A 16,354-nucleotide genomic window follows, 5' to 3' on the forward strand; every position below is an offset into this window, starting at 1 on the left:
GGTATCCCGACTCACTCCTTGGCCACGACCGTGTCATACAAGCCATACTGCCGTAGCCCCTCGTGGCTCGCGATGCCCGTGTACTGCAGTGAGGCGTCCTCGTAGCGCCGGAACGCAAAGACTGCCTGGTTCATCTGTTCGGTATTGAAGACCCGATGGCGCACCAGCAGATGGAAGTCCTTCACCGTCAGCCCCGTCACCGTCCGGAACAGGTCCGGCTCGAGCTTGGTGATGACATCTTGGAGCGTATTCTCACGGAAGTCTGTTAAGTACATAAACGCCGGAATGCGCGTCGCGAACTTGATGAGCTTCTCTTGGATGAGCTTCCGCTTGGACTTGTACTCCCGCTCGGCCTCCGTAAGCTGCTTCTGCTGCTTGGCCGTAAGCTTGCCGTCCTTGGCCTTCCCCTTCAGCTCCCTGATCTTCTCGCTCTTGTTGATGATAGTCTCGATCGGGTGATCGCCAAGCGATCGCCAGCCCTCGATGCGCTCCACCGCCGCAACTGCCTCGGGATCCGCGAGGATGCGAGCCAGCGTGGCGTTGTCCACGTTCACCAGCAGCGCGGACTCCCACTTCCGAGCCAACAACGTGGCGGACGTCCCGGCCATTGCGATGTCGAGAATCTCCCCGGCGTCCACCTGCTTCATCGTGGCACCGTTGTAGGCCAGCACCGGAAGGAACGCGACGAGGTCCTTCACGGCGTTCTCGGGGTTGGGGTCGCCCGGCGAGAGACCGATGCCGTACTCGGAGAGCTGTCGTAGCGCCCGCGTGGGCGCGAAATCGAACACGAAGCAGACCGGCTTGAGGATCTCCTCTTCGTGCGGGTCGTCACCGTTTGGGTTCCTGATGGCCCAGGGCGATTGCACGCGGAACGCGGCCTGAAAGTAGGTCTCGGGCGACGTGAGATTCCGCAACATCAGGATGGACGACCACTGCGGCACCGTGACACCGGTCGTGAGCTTGCCACACGAGAGCGTGATGGTCTTGGTGTCGAAACCACTGCCGATGGCGTCGCGCACCGGCGGGAGGGCGGCGAGCCCGAGCCCAGCGCCGCTGCCAGCGGCCACCACCACCTCGTAGTCGCGCCAGAACGTGTTGTGCCGCTCGCGCAACAGGTTGGCCATCGCGTGACACGCCGCCACGCTCGGTAGGAACCAGAACGAATGCTGCAGGTACGGCAGCAACCGCAGGTCCGAGTACGGGAAGGGCGGCCTGGTTCCGGTCTTCAGGTGCTCGTGGGACTTCTGCTTGTCCCCGCCCCGGATGATGTCAAGCCAGCGTTGCACCTCACTCGCGTGCCTGAAGCGTGCGGCAGTGCCAGTGCCCGTCGCGGCAAAGAACTCATTCAGGTCGAATTCGTCGAACTCGCCGCCGCTGGCGATTGCGAGCAGCTCGTCCGGCATCTGATAGGTCAGCAGGCGCAGCTGCGGCAATGCGCCGTACGGGTTCCACTCCGTCGGATGCCTGCGTGCGAAGTCCGCCTTGGCACGCTGCTCGTCGGTGTACGTCCAGTTGAAGATCTGTTCCTCAATGAACTCGCCGGTCGCCAAGGCCTTGAACGGCGTGCCCGAGAGATACAGGTACGCCTTGGTGGTGATGGGGAGAAAGGCGCTCTCCTGCTCCGAGAGGACGGTGAGGTCCTCGTTCATCTCCTCGAGATCGGCCGCGTACTCGAGCCGTGCCTCTTTCCGCGCAACCGCACCGTCTTCACCCTCGAACAACTCCTTGGCAGTGTCGCGCCAGGCGCCAAAGTGGTACTCGTCGAAGACGACGAGATCCCACTTGATCTTGTGCAGCCAGGTGTTCTTGGCCTTGATGTTGCCCACGTCGTCGCGGCCGAGAAGGTCCTGGAAGGACCCGAAGTAGACGAGCGGCTGCGCCTTCTTGGCCGTCGTCGGATCCTTTCCGACCGACTTGGAGAAGTACTGCCAGCCGTCGAAGTCCTTGTGGGACTCGAGGTCCGTGCGCCACGCATCCTCGACGGCCGGCTTGAACGTCACCACCAGCACGCGTTTCGCGCCAAGCCGTTTGGCGAGTTGGTAGGTGGTGAAGGTCTTGCCGAAGCGCATCTTCGCGTTCCAGAGGAAGCGCGGGACGGCGTGCATATCCTCCTGCCACCGCGAGTGGAAGTATGCGTGGGTGGCCTCGACGGCGGCGGCCTGCTCGCGCCGCAGCTTGAAGGTTTGGTCGTGCGCGCCGATGAACCGCTGCCCCGTGCGCAGCTCCGTCAGCGCCGTCTGGACGTCCTTGACGGTGCAGCGCATCCACTCCAGCGCGACCTTCTTGAAGCCCTTCTCCAGCAGCACGGCACGCACGTCGTGATCCGAGAAGACGCTGCCGTCCACGCGCTCGGCGGGCTCGTCCAGCTCGATGCGGAAGTTCCTGATGTGGGCTGTCTTCAGCTGCTCCGCCACGCGCTCCTTCACGTAGCGCGTGGTTTGCCCGATCTTGAGGAGCCCTTGGTGTGCGTCGTCCGCGATAGAGTAGGCGTAGATGCGCGGGCGTGCCTCCGGCTTGGGCGCCAGAATAGCCTCGATTGACCTACTCATCAGTGTCGGATCCTGGTTGCTCCGAGTCTCTCTCAGAGAGGTCCATCGGGCGGACAATCCTCTCGATGAATTCCACTTCTTCAGCCGTCAACGAGTACTTTGCGTACAAATCAGCATCGGTCCACTTCCGCGACCAGTCCTGTGTTGGGACGAACGCGTAGACCTTGCGAGTCGTGTGCTGTGAGGGCTTATGCAGAAGAATCAGGAAGCGCGTAAGCCGGCAAGAGAGGTACGACAGTACACTTTCCGCCTGCGGCTTTGACTGAAATGGGCCAAAACAGAGATAGGTTTCGGATGAGACAGAACCGGGCTCACCGACAAATGGCGTGCTGATAACTCGATGTGGATAGGTGTCTTTGTTTCCCGTGCCTGGAGCGGCGTAGCCGCCGTAGACCTTCCAACAATCAATGAGATTCCTACCCGTCGTAATGCTATCTCGTGATGCGTAACCAACACCGCCGTTTTGGTACACAGCGACATCACCTTCGCGCTTCTTCTCGCGCCCCCTGAACGTCGTATCCAAGCCGAAGGGTTTTCGCGAGCTCACCAGCAAGTCAAAGCGTCTATTCTCAGGGAGTGCAAGCGACCGCGCCTGCCCGTTCTCGACGCCGACGACTTTAGTCAGAATTGACAATCCTTCGTTAAACCGGATGAACACGTCGCTACCAGGCTCTAGCAGGCGGCGTGTTGCCACCGAAGGCTTCTCGTCTTTGTGATGAGTCGTAACACGGCAGAGCCCCCGGCTGTCTCGGTCCCAAAGGAAGTAGCACACGCCGCCTTTCAAGCCGACTCCCGGGAACACATCGGCCGCGCTCAGAAAGTCATCAATCGAGCGCAGCCTATCATCCGCTAGCATCGACTCGCGAAAATCATCCAGCCCCTTTCCGCCAGAGAACCATCGCGACGGTATCACCATCGACAGATATCGCGGCTCAAGCTTTTTTGCCTGCTCAACGAAGAGATGGTAAATCGGCGCCGCACTCGTACCGTATCCGCCATCCTCGAGCTGATACGGCGGATTTCCAATGATCACGTCAAACTGCATCGCGCCTCCAAACAAGTCGGCTACGCGCGACTTGATGTCATCGGTGTGTATGAACGCATAGGCGTGGGACTCAAGGTCCTCTCCCCGGTCCAGCGTCTTCTTGCTTGCCCCGCAGTACACGCACCGGTTCGCGTTCCACGAATGCTCGACGCGTTCGAACCAGATGTTGCCCTCGTCCTTCGCGAACCCCTTCACAATCGAATGCGCACCCATCGCGTGCTTCGAGCAGTACAGGCTCCGACGAGCCAACAGGCTCGTGAGCTGCGTGATGCCAATCCCGAACACCTGCTTCGTCAGGATGTGATCCACTCGCTCCCGCAGATCCGGAATCTGCCCCGAGAGCCCCTCATTCAGCCGCCGCGTGATCTCACGCAGAAACACGCCAGACTTCGTGCACGGATCGAGAAAGCGAACCGTACTGTCCGCCCACAGATTCGCACCCTGATGATCCGCTGCCCACGCTTCGGTCAGCGTGTCCAGCATCCGGTTGGCGAACTCCGGCGGCGTGAACACCTCATCGTTCGACAGATTGGCGATGCAGGTGAGGATGTCCGGATTGCGGTTGCGCAGCGTGAAGGGCGCCTGTCCGTTCATTCGACATCCCCCTGCCGTGCAGCCATTTCCGCCAGCTCGAGGACCGTCAGCGGCGGGTACGTCTTGGCCGGCGTGAAGATCTCGTGCTTCCCGAGATGGGCGAACAACGATCCTTCCTCGCTGAACGCCGAGGACTGGGTCAGCTTGTCCAAACGAAAGTCCCGACGCTGGAACTTGCCCTTGCCGAGGTAACCCCACTCTGCAAAGGTGATGGGCTGCCCGACGCTCGTTCGCATCGTCAGGGCATCCCCGTGCACGAGGTTCACGGAGAGCACGTACGCGGCTGCGCGCTGCAGGACATCCGACTCCTCGAGCCGCAAATACTCCGCGAACACTTCGAGCATATTCGCGCGGCACTCCGCGATGTTGTCGTCCAGGAGCTCGATCCCGTACGTGCACATCAGACCAAGGAGCGCATAGTGCCGTCGCTCGAAGTCTGACCGAGCGAACTTCGTCTCGACCGCAGCGAGCTTGCGCTGCAGGATCTTGACCAGGAAATTGCCGCTGCCGCAGGCCGGCTCAAGGAATCGGGAATCGATGCGCTCCGTCTCGCCCTTCACGAGGTCGAGCATCGCCTCAACCATCCACGCAGGCGTAAACACCTCTCCGTGATCGGCGACGCGCTGCTTGGATCTGACGAGAGTCATAGGCTGGGGCGCAAAGAGGGTTGACGGTATAGGATAGCTGTTCGCACTACTCCCCCACCAGCCGATAACTCACGCTCCGCCCCCCGGCCTCGTTCCGCACCAACACCCCCCACCCCACCAACTCCTTCACGTCCCGCAGCGCCGTATCGCTCGAGCACTTCGCCAGCGTCGCGTACTTCGACGTCGTCAACCATCCCGCCCAGTCCCCGAGCATCCGCGAAAGCACCAACCGCTGGCGATCATTGGGGCCGCGCGCATTGACCAAGTCCCACACCCGTGCATCGCGCAGCACGCGGGCCATCGCCCCCTCGGCACGCGTGAACGAGCGATCAAGACATCCGAGAAACCATCGGATCCAACTCGTGATATCCAGCCCGCCACTCTGCGCACGCTCCAACTGCCGGTAGTAGTCGTTGCGCTCGGCCTCGATCTGCGCCGACATACTGTAGTAACGCTCACGCCGACCATCCGCGCGCGCCAAGGCCAAGTCCGCGATTGCGCGAGCGATGCGTCCATTTCCATCGTCGAACGGATGGATCGTCACGAACCAGAAGTGCGCGACCGCCGCCCGCAGCACGGGATCCAACGCCGACGGCGCGTTCATCCACTCGAAGAACCTCTCCATCTCGCCCTGCACCCGCGCGGCCGCCGGTGCCTCGAAGTGCACACGCGGCTCGGCCAACGACCCCGAGACCACCTGCATCGGACCCTGCGCATCCGTTCGCCACGCGCCGACTGAGAGTCGACTGCGCGCGGTGTGCCCGACAGGAAACAGCGCGAGATGCCAGTCAAACAATCGCCGCTCCGTGAGCGGCTGATCGTAGTGCTGCGTTGCATCAAGCATCATCTGCACCACGCCGTCCACGGTACGGCTGGTCTCTGACAGTCCGCCCACGGGAATCCCCAGCCGGCGGGCGATGGACGATCGCACTTCAGCGGGAGGCAGTTGCTCCCCTTCGATGGCCGAGGACTTCACCACATCGGCGGTGAGCGCCGCGAGCTGCGACTCCTGCCGCGTCTCGAGCCCCAGCGCTGCCACTCGGCCCACCAACAACCCCTGCCGATGCCGCACGCCCGATAGCTGCCCAGCCAGGGACTCGATGTCCCAGGCGAGCCGCGGCCACTCAGGGTTATTATGGATGTATGACATATTCACCGCAAATTATGCGGTGAATATGGCCGTTTGCGGCGAAAGAATCAACTATTTACCGCACAATTTGCGGCGAATAGCCTGCGTATTCGCCGCAAACGCTGTAACTCATTGTCAATAAAGCAGATATATTCATTCCCAGCATGCCCACGCTCCGCGACCCCCTCTGGAACAACATCCGCATCGAAGGCCCTTACCTTCGCCTGCTCGACACGCCCGCGTTCCAGCGGCTGCGCTACGTGCGGCAACTGGGCCTCGCGCACCTGGTGTATCCCGGCGCGACGCACTCGCGCTTCGAGCATGCGTTGGGCGCCTACCACCTCGCGCAGGAAACGGTCCGGATCCTGCGTGAGACGTCGGTAGAAGACGGCTTCCGCGAGCTCGACGGCCGCGTCGTCATCGCGGCGGCGCTGCTGCATGACATCGGGCACTACCCGTTCTCGCACGCGCTCGAGGAGCTGGGCGTCCCGCACCATGAGACGGTCGCGGGACCGCTGATCGCCGAGGGTGCAGTGGCCGAGATCCTGCGCAGCGAATTCGCGACGGACGCGCCGGAGCGCATCCTCGCGCTGGTGCGCGGCGAGAGCCAGGAGCCCCTCCAGGGCCTCATCTCCGGCAGCATCGACCTCGACAAGATCGACTACCTCAAGCGCGACGCCATGAACTGCGGCGTCTCGTACGGCGAAGTGGACGTCGACCGCCTGCGCCATGCGCTGGTCCTCGTCACCGATCCCGTCACGGGCCGCCGCGCCGTGGGCCTGAAGGAACGCGGCCTCTCGGCGCTCGAGTCCCTGCTCTTCGCCAAGTACCAGATGTACCGCAACGTGTACTGGCACCACGCGGTGCGCAGCGCGACGGCGATGTACAAGCGCCTCGTCGAGGACGCGTTGCAGGACGGCTCGCTCGACCCGCTGCGGCTCGCGCAGTTCACCGACGAAGGGCTGCTGCACGACCTCGAGCGCGGCGACCGCCCGTTGGTCGCGGCCATTCGCGAACGCCGCCTCTTCAAGCGTGCGCTCGAGGTCCCGGCCTTCGCCCTCGCCGACTACGACCTCGAATGGTTGGCCGACGATCGCGCCCGCATCCGGCTCGCCGAGGATGCGCTGGCCGCGTCGATGGGGCTCAAGGCGGGCGAGCTGCTGCTCGACTTCCCGCGCAAGGAGCGCATGCTCGGCTTGGACCTACCGCTGCTCGCCAAGGACGGCAGCGTGCATCGCCTCACCGACGCCGGGCTCGCCGGCACGCTCAACCTGCCGATTCTCGGCGAGCAGCTCTACCAGTCGGCGCGCTGGCTGCGCGTGTTCACGTCCGAGCGGCGGTCGGTGGCACTGGCCGAGGTACTGGCCGTGCTCGGGCGCTGAGGGCCGCTACGCCGTGGGCTCGGACGACGCCTGCTTCGCCTTGCCGTGCGCCTCGGCCAACAACTTGCCGATGCCGCGATAGAACTTCGCATCGGCCCCGCGCCCTTCCTCGGCCATCGCGAGGGCACAGCGCTCCAGCGCGTAGAGGATGTTGCCCAGGTACAGCTCGGCGAGCCCGCCGACCGATTCCGGCTGTTCAGCCACCCGCGGCCTCGAGGCCGAGGACCTGGATGACGATCGCCGTGATGTTGTCGAGGCCGCCGCGGCCGTTGGCCTCGGCGATCAGCGAATCGACGATGCGGCCCGGACCCGAGCGGGCCATGAGCAGCTGCGCCAGACGACGGTCGTCGACCATGCCGGTGAGTCCGTCGGAGCAGAGCAGGAACACGTCGCCGACGCGCACCTCACCCGAATAGATGTCCGACTCGACCTCGTCGCTCGCCCCGACGCAGCGCGTGATCACGTTGCTGTAGGGGTGATACCGGGCCTGCTCCGGCGTGAGCAGGCCGGCGTCCACCTGCTCCTGCACGTAGGAGTGGTCCTTGGTGATCTGCACCAGGGCGCCGTCGCGGTACAGATAGACGCGCGAGTCGCCGATCTGCCCGATCAGGTAGCCATGGTCGGAAAGCACCATCACCGAGGCGGTGGTGCCCATGCCCTGCTTGTCCGACTCGGCGAGCATGCGCTCGAAGATCGCGCGGTTGGCTTCCTGCAGCGACTTGTTGACCAGGTCGGCGGCACCGGCGTCGCGCACCGACGAGAGGCCGAGCAGGTGTCGCGAGACGATGGTGACGGCCATCTCGCTGGCGACTTCGCCCGCCGCGTGACCGCCCACTCCATCCGCCACCACGAAAACGCCGCGGCGATCATCCGCCTCGGCGAAGAAGTTGTCCTCGTTACCCGAGCGGATACGACCGACATCCGTCCCGGCGCCGACGTGAATCTGCATAGCGGTCAGCGCACCGTAGTCAGAAGGAACGCGATGAGCCCCATGCCGGCACCGGCGAGGCTGAGGAAGATGGCGATGACCGCACCGCAACCGGCTTTCTTCTTGGCTTCCGGCGCCGGAGCGACCGGAGCCTTGGCCATGGCCGGTGTCCTTGCCGCCGCGCCGCGCCGCAGCGCGTCCACGTCGGCCGCGGCGATCGCCCGCGTCGAACCCGCCGCCTCGGCGGCCTGCGCCGCCGGACGGAACGTCATCTTGATACCGCCGAACCGGATGTCCGGCGAGCCTTCGAGCTTCTGTTCACCCTGCACGCGACGGCCGCCGACGTAGGTGCCGTTCGTGGACCCCTGGTCCACGACCCACCAGCCGTCCGCGCGCTTCTGGATCTTCGCGTGGGAGTCGGAGATCGATTCATCGCGGATCGCGATGTCGTTGTGCTCACCGCGCCCGATGTTCGTGAGCGCGGCGTGGAGATCGAATCGCGTGCCCTTGAGCGGACCCTCCGCCTTGATCTCGAGCGTCGCCAGTGGCGCGCGGCCCGGTCGGGCGGCGGGCGCTGCGTCCGGCGCGGACACAGCGGCCGGAGTCGGCACGGCTGCGGGTGCAGACGTCGGAGCTGGTGTCGGAGCTGGAGTTGGTGCTGGTGCTGGTGCCGGCTCACGAACCGGCTCGGGCGCCGGCACCGGTGCGGCGGCAACCGCAGGCGCAGGTGCCGCCTTCGCGACATCCGCGTAGAACCGGAACTCCTCGCTCCCCATCTTCAGCACATCGCCGCGACCGAGCAACTGCGAGCCCGCGACGCGCACGCCGTTCACCCACACGCCGTTGGTGCTGTGATCCGCCAAGACGTAGCCGTTCGCCGCCGGCGCGATGCTCGCATGCTTGCGCGAGACTTCGCTCGACGAGAGGACGACGTCGTTGCCGACCTCGCGCCCGAAGGTGATGCCCGCGTCGCTCACGGTGTACTCGCGTCCGTCCACGAGCGAGACAAGGCGACCGCCGGTCGCCGTCGTGGGCTTCTTCGGGGCCGCGCCGCCCTTGGCGTTCGCCACCAGTGCCGCGACATCCGCCGCCGAGACGAACTGGGTGCTGCCTTCCTTTTGGTCGTCGCCGAGTCGCAGCTCGTGGCCCGCGATCTCGACGCGGTCGCCGTGCAGGAGGGGGCTGGGCTCGAGACCGAGCTGCACCCCGTTCACCAGGATGACCGCATCCGGCGCCCCGCGCTTGATCACCACTCCGGAGCTCCCGACCGTCACCACCGCCCGGTCCGACGCGCCCCCGTTAGGCAGCGGGACCGTCGCGCCTGGGAAGGCACCGACGGTCGCATCACCCGCCGGGAGCGGGAACTGTTGGTCCTGGAGCTGCAGATAGGGCATCCGGGACGAAAGTTACCGCACCGTCCGGAAGGTCGGCAAGCGCGACGGTCCCCGTGTCACGAGGCCGTGGCGAGTTCTCCCGCTTGCAATCGGTAGAGCCGCGCATACAGTCCGCCGGCCGAAAGCAGCGAGCGGTGGCTGCCGCGCTCGCGCACCTCGCCGTGATGCATGACGAGGATCTCCGTGGCACGCGTGATGGTGCTGAGGCGATGCGCGACGGCGATCGTCGTGCGGCCCTGCATCAGGACGTCGAGTCCGCGCTGGATCTGGGCTTCGACCTCGCTGTCGACGCTGCTCGTCGCCTCGTCGAGGACGAGCAGGGCGGGATCGGCCGCGATGGCGCGCGCGAAGCTGAGCAGCTGCCGCTCGCCGACGCTCAGCGAACTGCCGCGCTCGCCGAGGCGCTGGCGATACCCGTCGGGCAGTCGGGCGACGATGCGGTCGGCCCCCACGCGGGCGGCGGCGCTCGCCACCTCGGCGTCCGTGAGCGGCGTGGAGAGGCGGATGTTCGTCGCGATGTCGTCGGCGAAGAGGAAGATGTCCTGCTGCACGTAGCCGACGGCGCGGCGCAGTTCGTCCAGCGGGATCTGCCGGATATCCACGCCGTCTACCAGGATGCGCCCGCGCTGCGGTTCGTAGAAGCGCAGCAGCAGGTTGATGACCGTCGTCTTGCCGGCGCCGGTATGGCCGACCAGCGCCAACGTCTCGCCCGGCCGCACGGAGAAACTCACGCCGCGCAGTACCCACTCGGGTTCGGCCGGCGCGGCGGCCCCGCTGGCGACGTGCGCAAGGTCGTACGCAAACCAGACATCCTCGAAGGCGACCGTCACGCCGTGTCGCTGCACGGCGTCCGCGCGCAGCGTCGCGGCGGGACGATCGGGCCCCTCCCCCGCCCGCTCCGGCTCCGGCGTCTCGTCGAGCAGCTTGAAGATGCGCTCGCTGGCCGCCATCGCCTGCTGCAGGGTGTTGTACTTGTCGCTGAGGTCCTGCAGCGGCTGGTAGAAGCGGCGCGCCAGCTGGAGGAAGGCGGCGAGCGTGCCGACCGTGAGCCCCCCGGCTTCGACGCGCGGCGCCGCCGCGAGGATCAGCGCCGCAAGCGCGACGGTCGTGAGGATCTCGATGGCCGGGAAGTACATCGCGTACACCGTCACGCTGCGCAGGTGCGCGGCGAGGTGACTGCGGTCGATCTCGCGGAACCGCGCGGCTTCGTCGGCCTCGCGCCCGAACAGCTGCACCACGCGGATCCCCGCGATGCGCTCCTGCAGGAAGGCGTTGATGCGCGCCAGCTTCGTGCGGATCTCGCGGTACTCGGTGCGCACGCGCTTGCGGAACACCGCCGAGACCCAGAGGATGCCCGGCACCACGAGATAGGCGGCGAGGGCGAGCCGCCAATCGACGACCAGCATGAGGACCGTGATGGCGACCAGCGTGAACAGGTCGCCGATGCCGGCCACCACACCCGACGTGAACAGTTCGTTCAGCGACTCGACGTCATTCGTGACGCGCGTGACCAAGCGCCCGACGGGATTGCGGTCGAAGAACGTCACCGGCAGGCGCTGCAGCTGCGCGAACACCCGACGGCGCAGGTCGTGCATCACCCGCTGTCCCAGCTTGCCCGTGACGACCGTCTCGAAGTACGCGCCGATGACCTGGGCGAGCAGCGCGGCCAGCAGGATGAGCGTGGATTGCACGATCAACGCGCTGTCCTTGGCCGGGATCGCCACGTCGATGACGCGCCGCGTCATGAGGGGCCCGACGAGCTGCAGGGTGCCGACCGCGAGCAGCAGGCCCAGCGCCCCGGCGACCTGCCAACGATACGGCCGCACGAGCGCGAGCAAGCGGCGGGCCAGGCGCAGGTCGAAGGCCTTGTTGAGGGCCTCCTCCTCGTGGCTGATGCTGGTGGGTGCGGTCACGATGGAATCTCGCCGGTGGCGCGGGAGCCGGGCTAGCCCCAGTGGCAGCGCTGCGCAGGCAATACTTTTCAGCCATGCCGGAACGGACGCCGCCGTGACCCCCGCCCTCGACCCGCAATTCGCCCCGCTCGCCGCGGCGCTCGCGCAGGAGTTCGCGCTCGAGGCGGAACTCGGGCGCGGCGGCATGGGCGTGGTGTTCCGCGCCACGGACCTGATGCTGGACCGCAGCGTCGCCCTGAAGGTGTTGCCGCCGTCCCTCGGGGCCGACCCCGAAGTGCGCGCGCGCTTCCTCCGCGAGGCGCGGACGGCCGGCCAGCTCTCGCATCCGCACATAGTGCACATCCATCGCGCCGACGAGCGTGCGGGCTTCGCGTACTTCGTGATGGGCTTGGTCGAAGGCGAAAACCTCGGCCAGCGCGTGCGCGATCGCGGGCCGCTGCCGCCCGGCGACGCCGTGCGGCACCTGCGCGAGGTCGCCTGGGCGCTCGCCTACGCCCACGCGCGCGGGGTGATCCACCGGGACGTGAAGCCCGAGAACATCATGATCGAGCGCGGCAGCAATCGCGCCTTGGTTACGGACTTCGGCATCGCGCGCGTCGAGACCGCGGCGCACCTCACCACCGAAGGCCACGTCGTCGGCACCGCGCACTACATGAGTCCCGAACAGGTCAACGGCGGCGCGCTTGACGGTCGCTCGGATCTCTACGCACTCGGCGTCGTCGGGTACTTCCTGCTCAGTGGCAAACTGCCGTTCGAGGGCATGACCCCGGGGGCGGTGCTGGTCGCGCACGCTACCCAAGCGCCGCCGCCGCTGCGCAGCGTCGCGCCGCAGTTGCCGGCCGCGCTGGCCGAGACCATCGATCGCTGCCTCGCGAAGCATCCCGAGCAGCGGTTTGCCACGGGCGAGGATCTAGCCGAGGCGCTGCGGCGAGCCATGGAAGGCGCCGTCGCATCGCGCGAACCTGTCGTCAGCGATCGGCATCGCCTCCTCTCGGAGGATCAGGCCGCACTGGTGTGGCGGCGGGCCGCCCAACTGCAGGCGGAAGCGGCCGCGCGCCTCGAACGCGAGACCCGGGCACACGCCGTGCGGACGCAGCTGGGTGAACCCGTGACCACGAGCACGCCGGCCCAAGGCCCACCGACGTCGAGTTATCGCCTGCAGGACGTGGAATCGGCGGCGATCGAAGCCGGCATTTCGCAGCGCTACGTGGCCCTGGCGCTGAGCGAGCTCCCCGGGACGGACGCCCTCGAGGCGGCGGTCGACCCGAGCGAAGCGCGCGAGCAGGCGGGGCGCGCCATCCTCGGGCGCGTCCAACGTTCGCTGTCGGTCTCGCGGGTCATCCGCGCGCCGGCGCGCGACGTGCTCAAGGCGATGGGCCGGACGTTCCAGAACGCCACTTTCCGGCTGACGCTCAAGGACCAGCTCGGTCGGCATCCGCTCGACGGCGGCATCCTCGTCTTCAAGTTGCCCGACATGGACGCCTCGGGGACGAACTTCACGCACTTCACGTGGTTGCGGTACGGACTCTACGCGCGCGAGCTGCGAGCGACGATCCGCCCGCTCGACCTCGACGGCGGCGCCGCGGAGGTGACCGTCGTGGCGGACCTGCGGCCGGGAGTGGGCTACAACGTGTGGGGCTACGGCATCATCGCCGGCGGGATTAGCGCGGTGTCCGGGGTCATCGGCGGTGCAATCGGGGCCAAGGCGATGGCCCTCGCCGGCCTCGCGATCGGCGCACCGGCCGCCATCACAGCACTGGCCGCCGGCGCGCTGGCCATTTCCGCCTCGCGAGCTTTCTACCGCTGGGAGCTGCAGACGGCCACGCAGGAGCTCGAGGAGCTGCTGCAGGCCATCGAGGGCACGTTGCGCACCCGCAGCGTGTTCGAGGAGGATCCGCCGGCGCTCCCGCCGCCGGCCGCCGCGTCAGGCCCAGACATTACGCTGCTCAGCACGTGAAAGACCGCATCATCGTCCGCGGCGCGCGCCAGCACAACCTGCGCGACGTCTCGGTCGACTTCCCCCGCCGCGCCATCACCGTCGTCACCGGACCCTCAGGCTCCGGGAAGTCCTCGCTCGCGTTCGACACCATCTACGCCGAGGGCCAGCGGCGCTACGTCGAGTCCCTGTCCGCCTACGCGCGGCAGTTTCTCGAGCGCATGCCCAAGCCGGATGTCGATTCCATCGACGGCCTCTCGCCGTCGGTGGCCATCGAACAGAAGAACCCGACGCGCACCTCGCGCTCGACGGTCGGCACGGCCACCGAGATCACCGACTACCTGCGGCTGCTCTGGGCCCGCGCCGGACACACGCTGTGCCCGCACTGCGGACGCGAGCTCAAGCCGGATTCCGCGGAGTCCGCCTGCGACGCCGTCCTCGCCTGGCCGGCAGGCACGCGCCTCATGGTCGCCTTTCCGTTCGCGCGCTCGGCCAAGCTCACGCACGCACGCATCCTCGAGCATCTGCGCGCAAAGGGCTTCGTGCGCGTCGCCGCGGATGGAATCGTGCTGCACCTCGACGAGATCACGGGCAGCAAGCCGAACCTCGCGAAGGTGAAGGAGCTGCTCGTGGTCACGGACCGCCTGTCGGTCGGCACGGAGCAGCGCACGCGCCTGACCGACGCGCTCGAGACGGCGTTCCGCGAGGGGGACGGCGACGCTGTCGTGATTCCGGTGTCCGAGCCGATCGCACTCGCGCCGCTACGCTTCACGACCGCGTTTCGCTGCCCGAACGACGGGCACGTCGCGCCGCCGCCCTCGCCCCAGCTCTTCTCGTTCAACAACCCGCGCGGCGCCTGCGAGACCTGCAACGGCTTCGGCGCCACCCTGGAGTACGACGAAGCGCTCATCGTCCCGTACCCCGAGCGCACGCTCGCCCAAGGCGCGCTCGATCCGTGGACCAAGCCGCGCTACGAGAACAAGCGCCGCGCGCTGGCGGAGTTCGCCAAGGCGAATGGCATCCCCATGGATGTCGCCTGGCGCGACCTCGCATCGGCGCAGCGCGAAAAGCTGCTGCGCGGCAAGGCCAAGGGCTACGTCGGGATGTTCCCCTTCCTCGAAGCCCTCGAGCCGAAGAAGTACAAGCAGTACATCCGCGTGTTCCTGCGGCAGTACCAGACCGCGCAGACCTGCACGAGTTGCCAGGGCGCACGGCTCAAGCCCGACGCGCTGCACGTGAAGGTCGCGGGCAAGACCATCGCCGAGGTGCAGGCCATGCCCGTCGGCTTGCTGCGCGCGTGGATCGACACTCTCGCGCTCTCGCCGCAGGAGACGGCCATCGCGGCGCACATCCTGCGCGAGGCCCGCGATCGCATCGCCTTCCTCTGCGATGTCGGGCTCACGTATCTCGCGCTGGACCGCGCCACGCGCACGCTCTCGGGCGGCGAAGCCCAACGCATCGGCCTCGCCAACTCGCTCGGCGCGCGCCTCGTCGACACGCTCTACGTGCTCGACGAACCCAGCATCGGCCTCCACCCGCGCGACCTCGGGCGCCTGCTCGACTTGCTGAAGCGCCTGCGCGACACGGGCAACACCGTGCTCATGGTCGAGCACGACCTCGAAGCCATCCGCCTGAGCGACTGGATGCTCGAACTCGGCCCCGCCAGCGGCGAGAAGGGCGGACAAGTCGTGTTCAGCGGCCCGACGGTGAACGCGGCCGACAGTCCGCTCACCGGACAGTTCCTCACCGGCGCCCGCACGATCGCCGTGCCCGCCAAGCGCCGTCGCGTCGGACCGCAGTGGCTCACCCTCAGCGGCGCGCGCGAGCACAACCTGCGCGAGGTCGCCGTGAAGATCCCGCTCGGCGCGCTCACTTGCGTCACCGGCGTGAGCGGCAGCGGCAAGAGCACGCTCGTGCACGACGTGCTCTTCCGCGCCCTCGAGCGCCAGCTCACCGGCGAGCACACGGCGCGCCAGCACCTCGGCGAACGCGTCGGCGCCTTCGACAGCCTCGACGGTTGGCAGGCGCTCGACGAGGTCGTCCTCGTGGATCAGGAGCCGATCGGCAAGTCGCCGCGGTCGAATCCCGTGACCTACGTGAAGGCCTTCGACGAGATCCGGCGCATCTTCGCCGAGGTGCCGCTCGCGCGGCAGCGCCGCTACAGCGCGGGCACCTTCTCGTTCAACGTGGCCGGCGGGCGCTGCGAGACCTGCGAGGGCGCCGGCGCGCTCGAGGTCGAGATGGTCTTCATGGCCGATGTCTTCGTGCCCTGCGAGACCTGCGGCGGCACGCGCTACAAGCCCGAGGTGCTCGAAGTGACGTACTTCGGCAAGCGCATCACCGATGTGCTCGACATGACCGTGGACGAGGCGATCCGCTTCTTCCCGCGCGAGGAGAAGCTCGGCCAGGCGCTGTGGCAGATCCAGCAGGTGGGCTTGGGCTACCTCCGCCTCGGTCAACCCGCGACCACCCTGTCCGGCGGCGAATCGCAGCGGCTCAAGATCGCGCGCGAACTCGCGCTCGCCGCGAAGAAGGGCGGCCGCAAGTGCTACATCCTCGACGAGCCCACGACGGGCCTGCATCCGCGGGATGTCGAAGTGCTCTGCGACGTGCTCGACCGGCTCGTGGACAACGGGCACACCGTCATCGTGATCGAGCACGACATGGACGTCGTCAAGCGCGCGGACTGGATCATCGATATGGGGCCGGACGGCGGCGACGGTGGCGGCCGGGTCGTCGCGATGGGGCGGCCGGAAGACATCGTAACCGTCGCGGCGTCGCACACGGGGCGATTCCTCGCCCCGGAGCTCACCGCCAAGCCCTGATCGCGCGCGCCG

General features: G+C 67.0%; 11 protein-coding genes. 3 read left to right on the top strand and 8 right to left on the bottom strand.

Annotation, left to right across the window (positions count from 1 at the left end):
* Positions 1-11 precede the first annotated feature (11 nt).
* From Strain318_RS10170 to Strain318_RS10185, 4 genes are read right to left on the bottom strand one after another with little or no spacing between them, the layout of a single operon-like run.
* Positions 12-2,549, bottom strand: a complete 2,538-nt coding sequence (locus tag Strain318_RS10170; protein ID WP_367885591.1) for a DEAD/DEAH box helicase family protein — start codon at positions 2,547-2,549, stop codon at positions 12-14.
* The gene (locus Strain318_RS10175) at positions 2,542-4,188 is read right to left on the bottom strand and encodes an Eco57I restriction-modification methylase domain-containing protein (protein ID WP_367885592.1); all 1,647 of its coding nucleotides are present in this window, start codon (positions 4,186-4,188) and stop codon (positions 2,542-2,544) included. The genes Strain318_RS10170 and Strain318_RS10175 overlap by 8 nt, the downstream gene beginning before the upstream one ends.
* Positions 4,185-4,835 (bottom strand): DNA methyltransferase, encoded by a 651-nt coding sequence (locus tag Strain318_RS10180; protein ID WP_367885593.1) that lies wholly within the window; start codon positions 4,833-4,835, stop codon positions 4,185-4,187. Before Strain318_RS10180 ends, Strain318_RS10175 begins: the two co-directional genes overlap by 4 nt.
* A gap of 46 nt (positions 4,836-4,881) precedes the next feature.
* Entirely contained in the window at positions 4,882-5,985 is a 1,104-nt protein-coding gene (locus Strain318_RS10185) for a Fic family protein (RefSeq protein WP_367885594.1), read from the bottom strand.
* A gap of 143 nt (positions 5,986-6,128) precedes the next feature.
* On the opposite strand from Strain318_RS10185, the gene Strain318_RS10190 reads away from it, so the two are divergent.
* Positions 6,129-7,346, top strand: a complete 1,218-nt coding sequence (locus tag Strain318_RS10190; protein WP_367885595.1) for an HD domain-containing protein — start codon at positions 6,129-6,131, stop codon at positions 7,344-7,346.
* 6 nt (positions 7,347-7,352) lie between these two features.
* Here the strand turns inward: Strain318_RS10190 and Strain318_RS10195 are convergent, their stop codons facing one another.
* Genes Strain318_RS10195 through Strain318_RS10210 form a run of 4 tightly spaced genes read right to left on the bottom strand, consistent with a single transcriptional unit; the run spans position 7,353 to position 11,581 of the window.
* Positions 7,353-7,550: a hypothetical protein gene (locus Strain318_RS10195; protein ID WP_367885596.1), complete on the bottom strand. Its 198-nt coding sequence runs from the start codon at positions 7,548-7,550 to the stop codon at positions 7,353-7,355.
* Positions 7,543-8,295 (bottom strand): Stp1/IreP family PP2C-type Ser/Thr phosphatase, encoded by a 753-nt coding sequence (locus tag Strain318_RS10200; protein WP_367885597.1) that lies wholly within the window; start codon positions 8,293-8,295, stop codon positions 7,543-7,545. Before Strain318_RS10200 ends, Strain318_RS10195 begins: the two co-directional genes overlap by 8 nt.
* Positions 8,296-8,300: 5 nt before the next feature.
* Positions 8,301-9,668 (bottom strand): FHA domain-containing protein, encoded by a 1,368-nt coding sequence (locus Strain318_RS10205; protein WP_367885598.1) that lies wholly within the window; start codon positions 9,666-9,668, stop codon positions 8,301-8,303.
* A 56-nt stretch (positions 9,669-9,724) separates the two neighbouring features.
* A complete protein-coding gene (locus Strain318_RS10210) occupies positions 9,725-11,581 on the bottom strand; it encodes an ABC transporter ATP-binding protein (protein WP_367885599.1) in 1,857 nt (618 codons plus the stop codon).
* A 94-nt stretch (positions 11,582-11,675) separates the two neighbouring features.
* Between Strain318_RS10210 and Strain318_RS10215 the strand changes: the two genes are divergently transcribed.
* The gene (locus Strain318_RS10215) at positions 11,676-13,538 is read left to right on the top strand and encodes a serine/threonine-protein kinase (RefSeq protein WP_367885600.1); all 1,863 of its coding nucleotides are present in this window, start codon (positions 11,676-11,678) and stop codon (positions 13,536-13,538) included.
* Positions 13,535-16,342, top strand: coding sequence for an excinuclease ABC subunit UvrA (gene uvrA / locus Strain318_RS10220; protein WP_367885601.1), 2,808 nt, complete (start codon positions 13,535-13,537; stop codon positions 16,340-16,342). The genes Strain318_RS10215 and uvrA overlap by 4 nt, the downstream gene beginning before the upstream one ends.
* The last annotated feature ends 12 nt before the right edge of the window (positions 16,343-16,354 follow it).

The organism is Pseudogemmatithrix spongiicola (genome assembly GCF_030623445.1).
In the GTDB taxonomy this organism is placed as follows: Bacteria; Gemmatimonadota; Gemmatimonadetes; order Gemmatimonadales; family Gemmatimonadaceae; genus Pseudogemmatithrix; species Pseudogemmatithrix spongiicola.

Excerpts from the sequence above, each read along its gene's own strand:
- Strain318_RS10205 (WP_367885598.1), bottom strand. The coding sequence starts at position 9,668 with ATGCCCTATCTGCAGCTCCAGGACCAACAGTTCCCGCTCCCGGCGGGT.
- Strain318_RS10190 (WP_367885595.1), top strand. The coding sequence starts at position 6,129 with ATGCCCACGCTCCGCGACCCCCTCTGGAACAACATCCGCATCGAAGGC.
- Strain318_RS10185 (WP_367885594.1), bottom strand. The coding sequence starts at position 5,985 with ATGTCATACATCCATAATAACCCTGAGTGGCCGCGGCTCGCCTGGGAC.
- Strain318_RS10200 (WP_367885597.1), bottom strand. The coding sequence starts at position 8,295 with ATGCAGATTCACGTCGGCGCCGGGACGGATGTCGGTCGTATCCGCTCG.
- Strain318_RS10175 (WP_367885592.1), bottom strand. The coding sequence starts at position 4,188 with ATGAACGGACAGGCGCCCTTCACGCTGCGCAACCGCAATCCGGACATC.
- Strain318_RS10170 (WP_367885591.1), bottom strand. The coding sequence starts at position 2,549 with ATGAGTAGGTCAATCGAGGCTATTCTGGCGCCCAAGCCGGAGGCACGC.
- Strain318_RS10180 (WP_367885593.1), bottom strand. The coding sequence starts at position 4,835 with ATGACTCTCGTCAGATCCAAGCAGCGCGTCGCCGATCACGGAGAGGTG.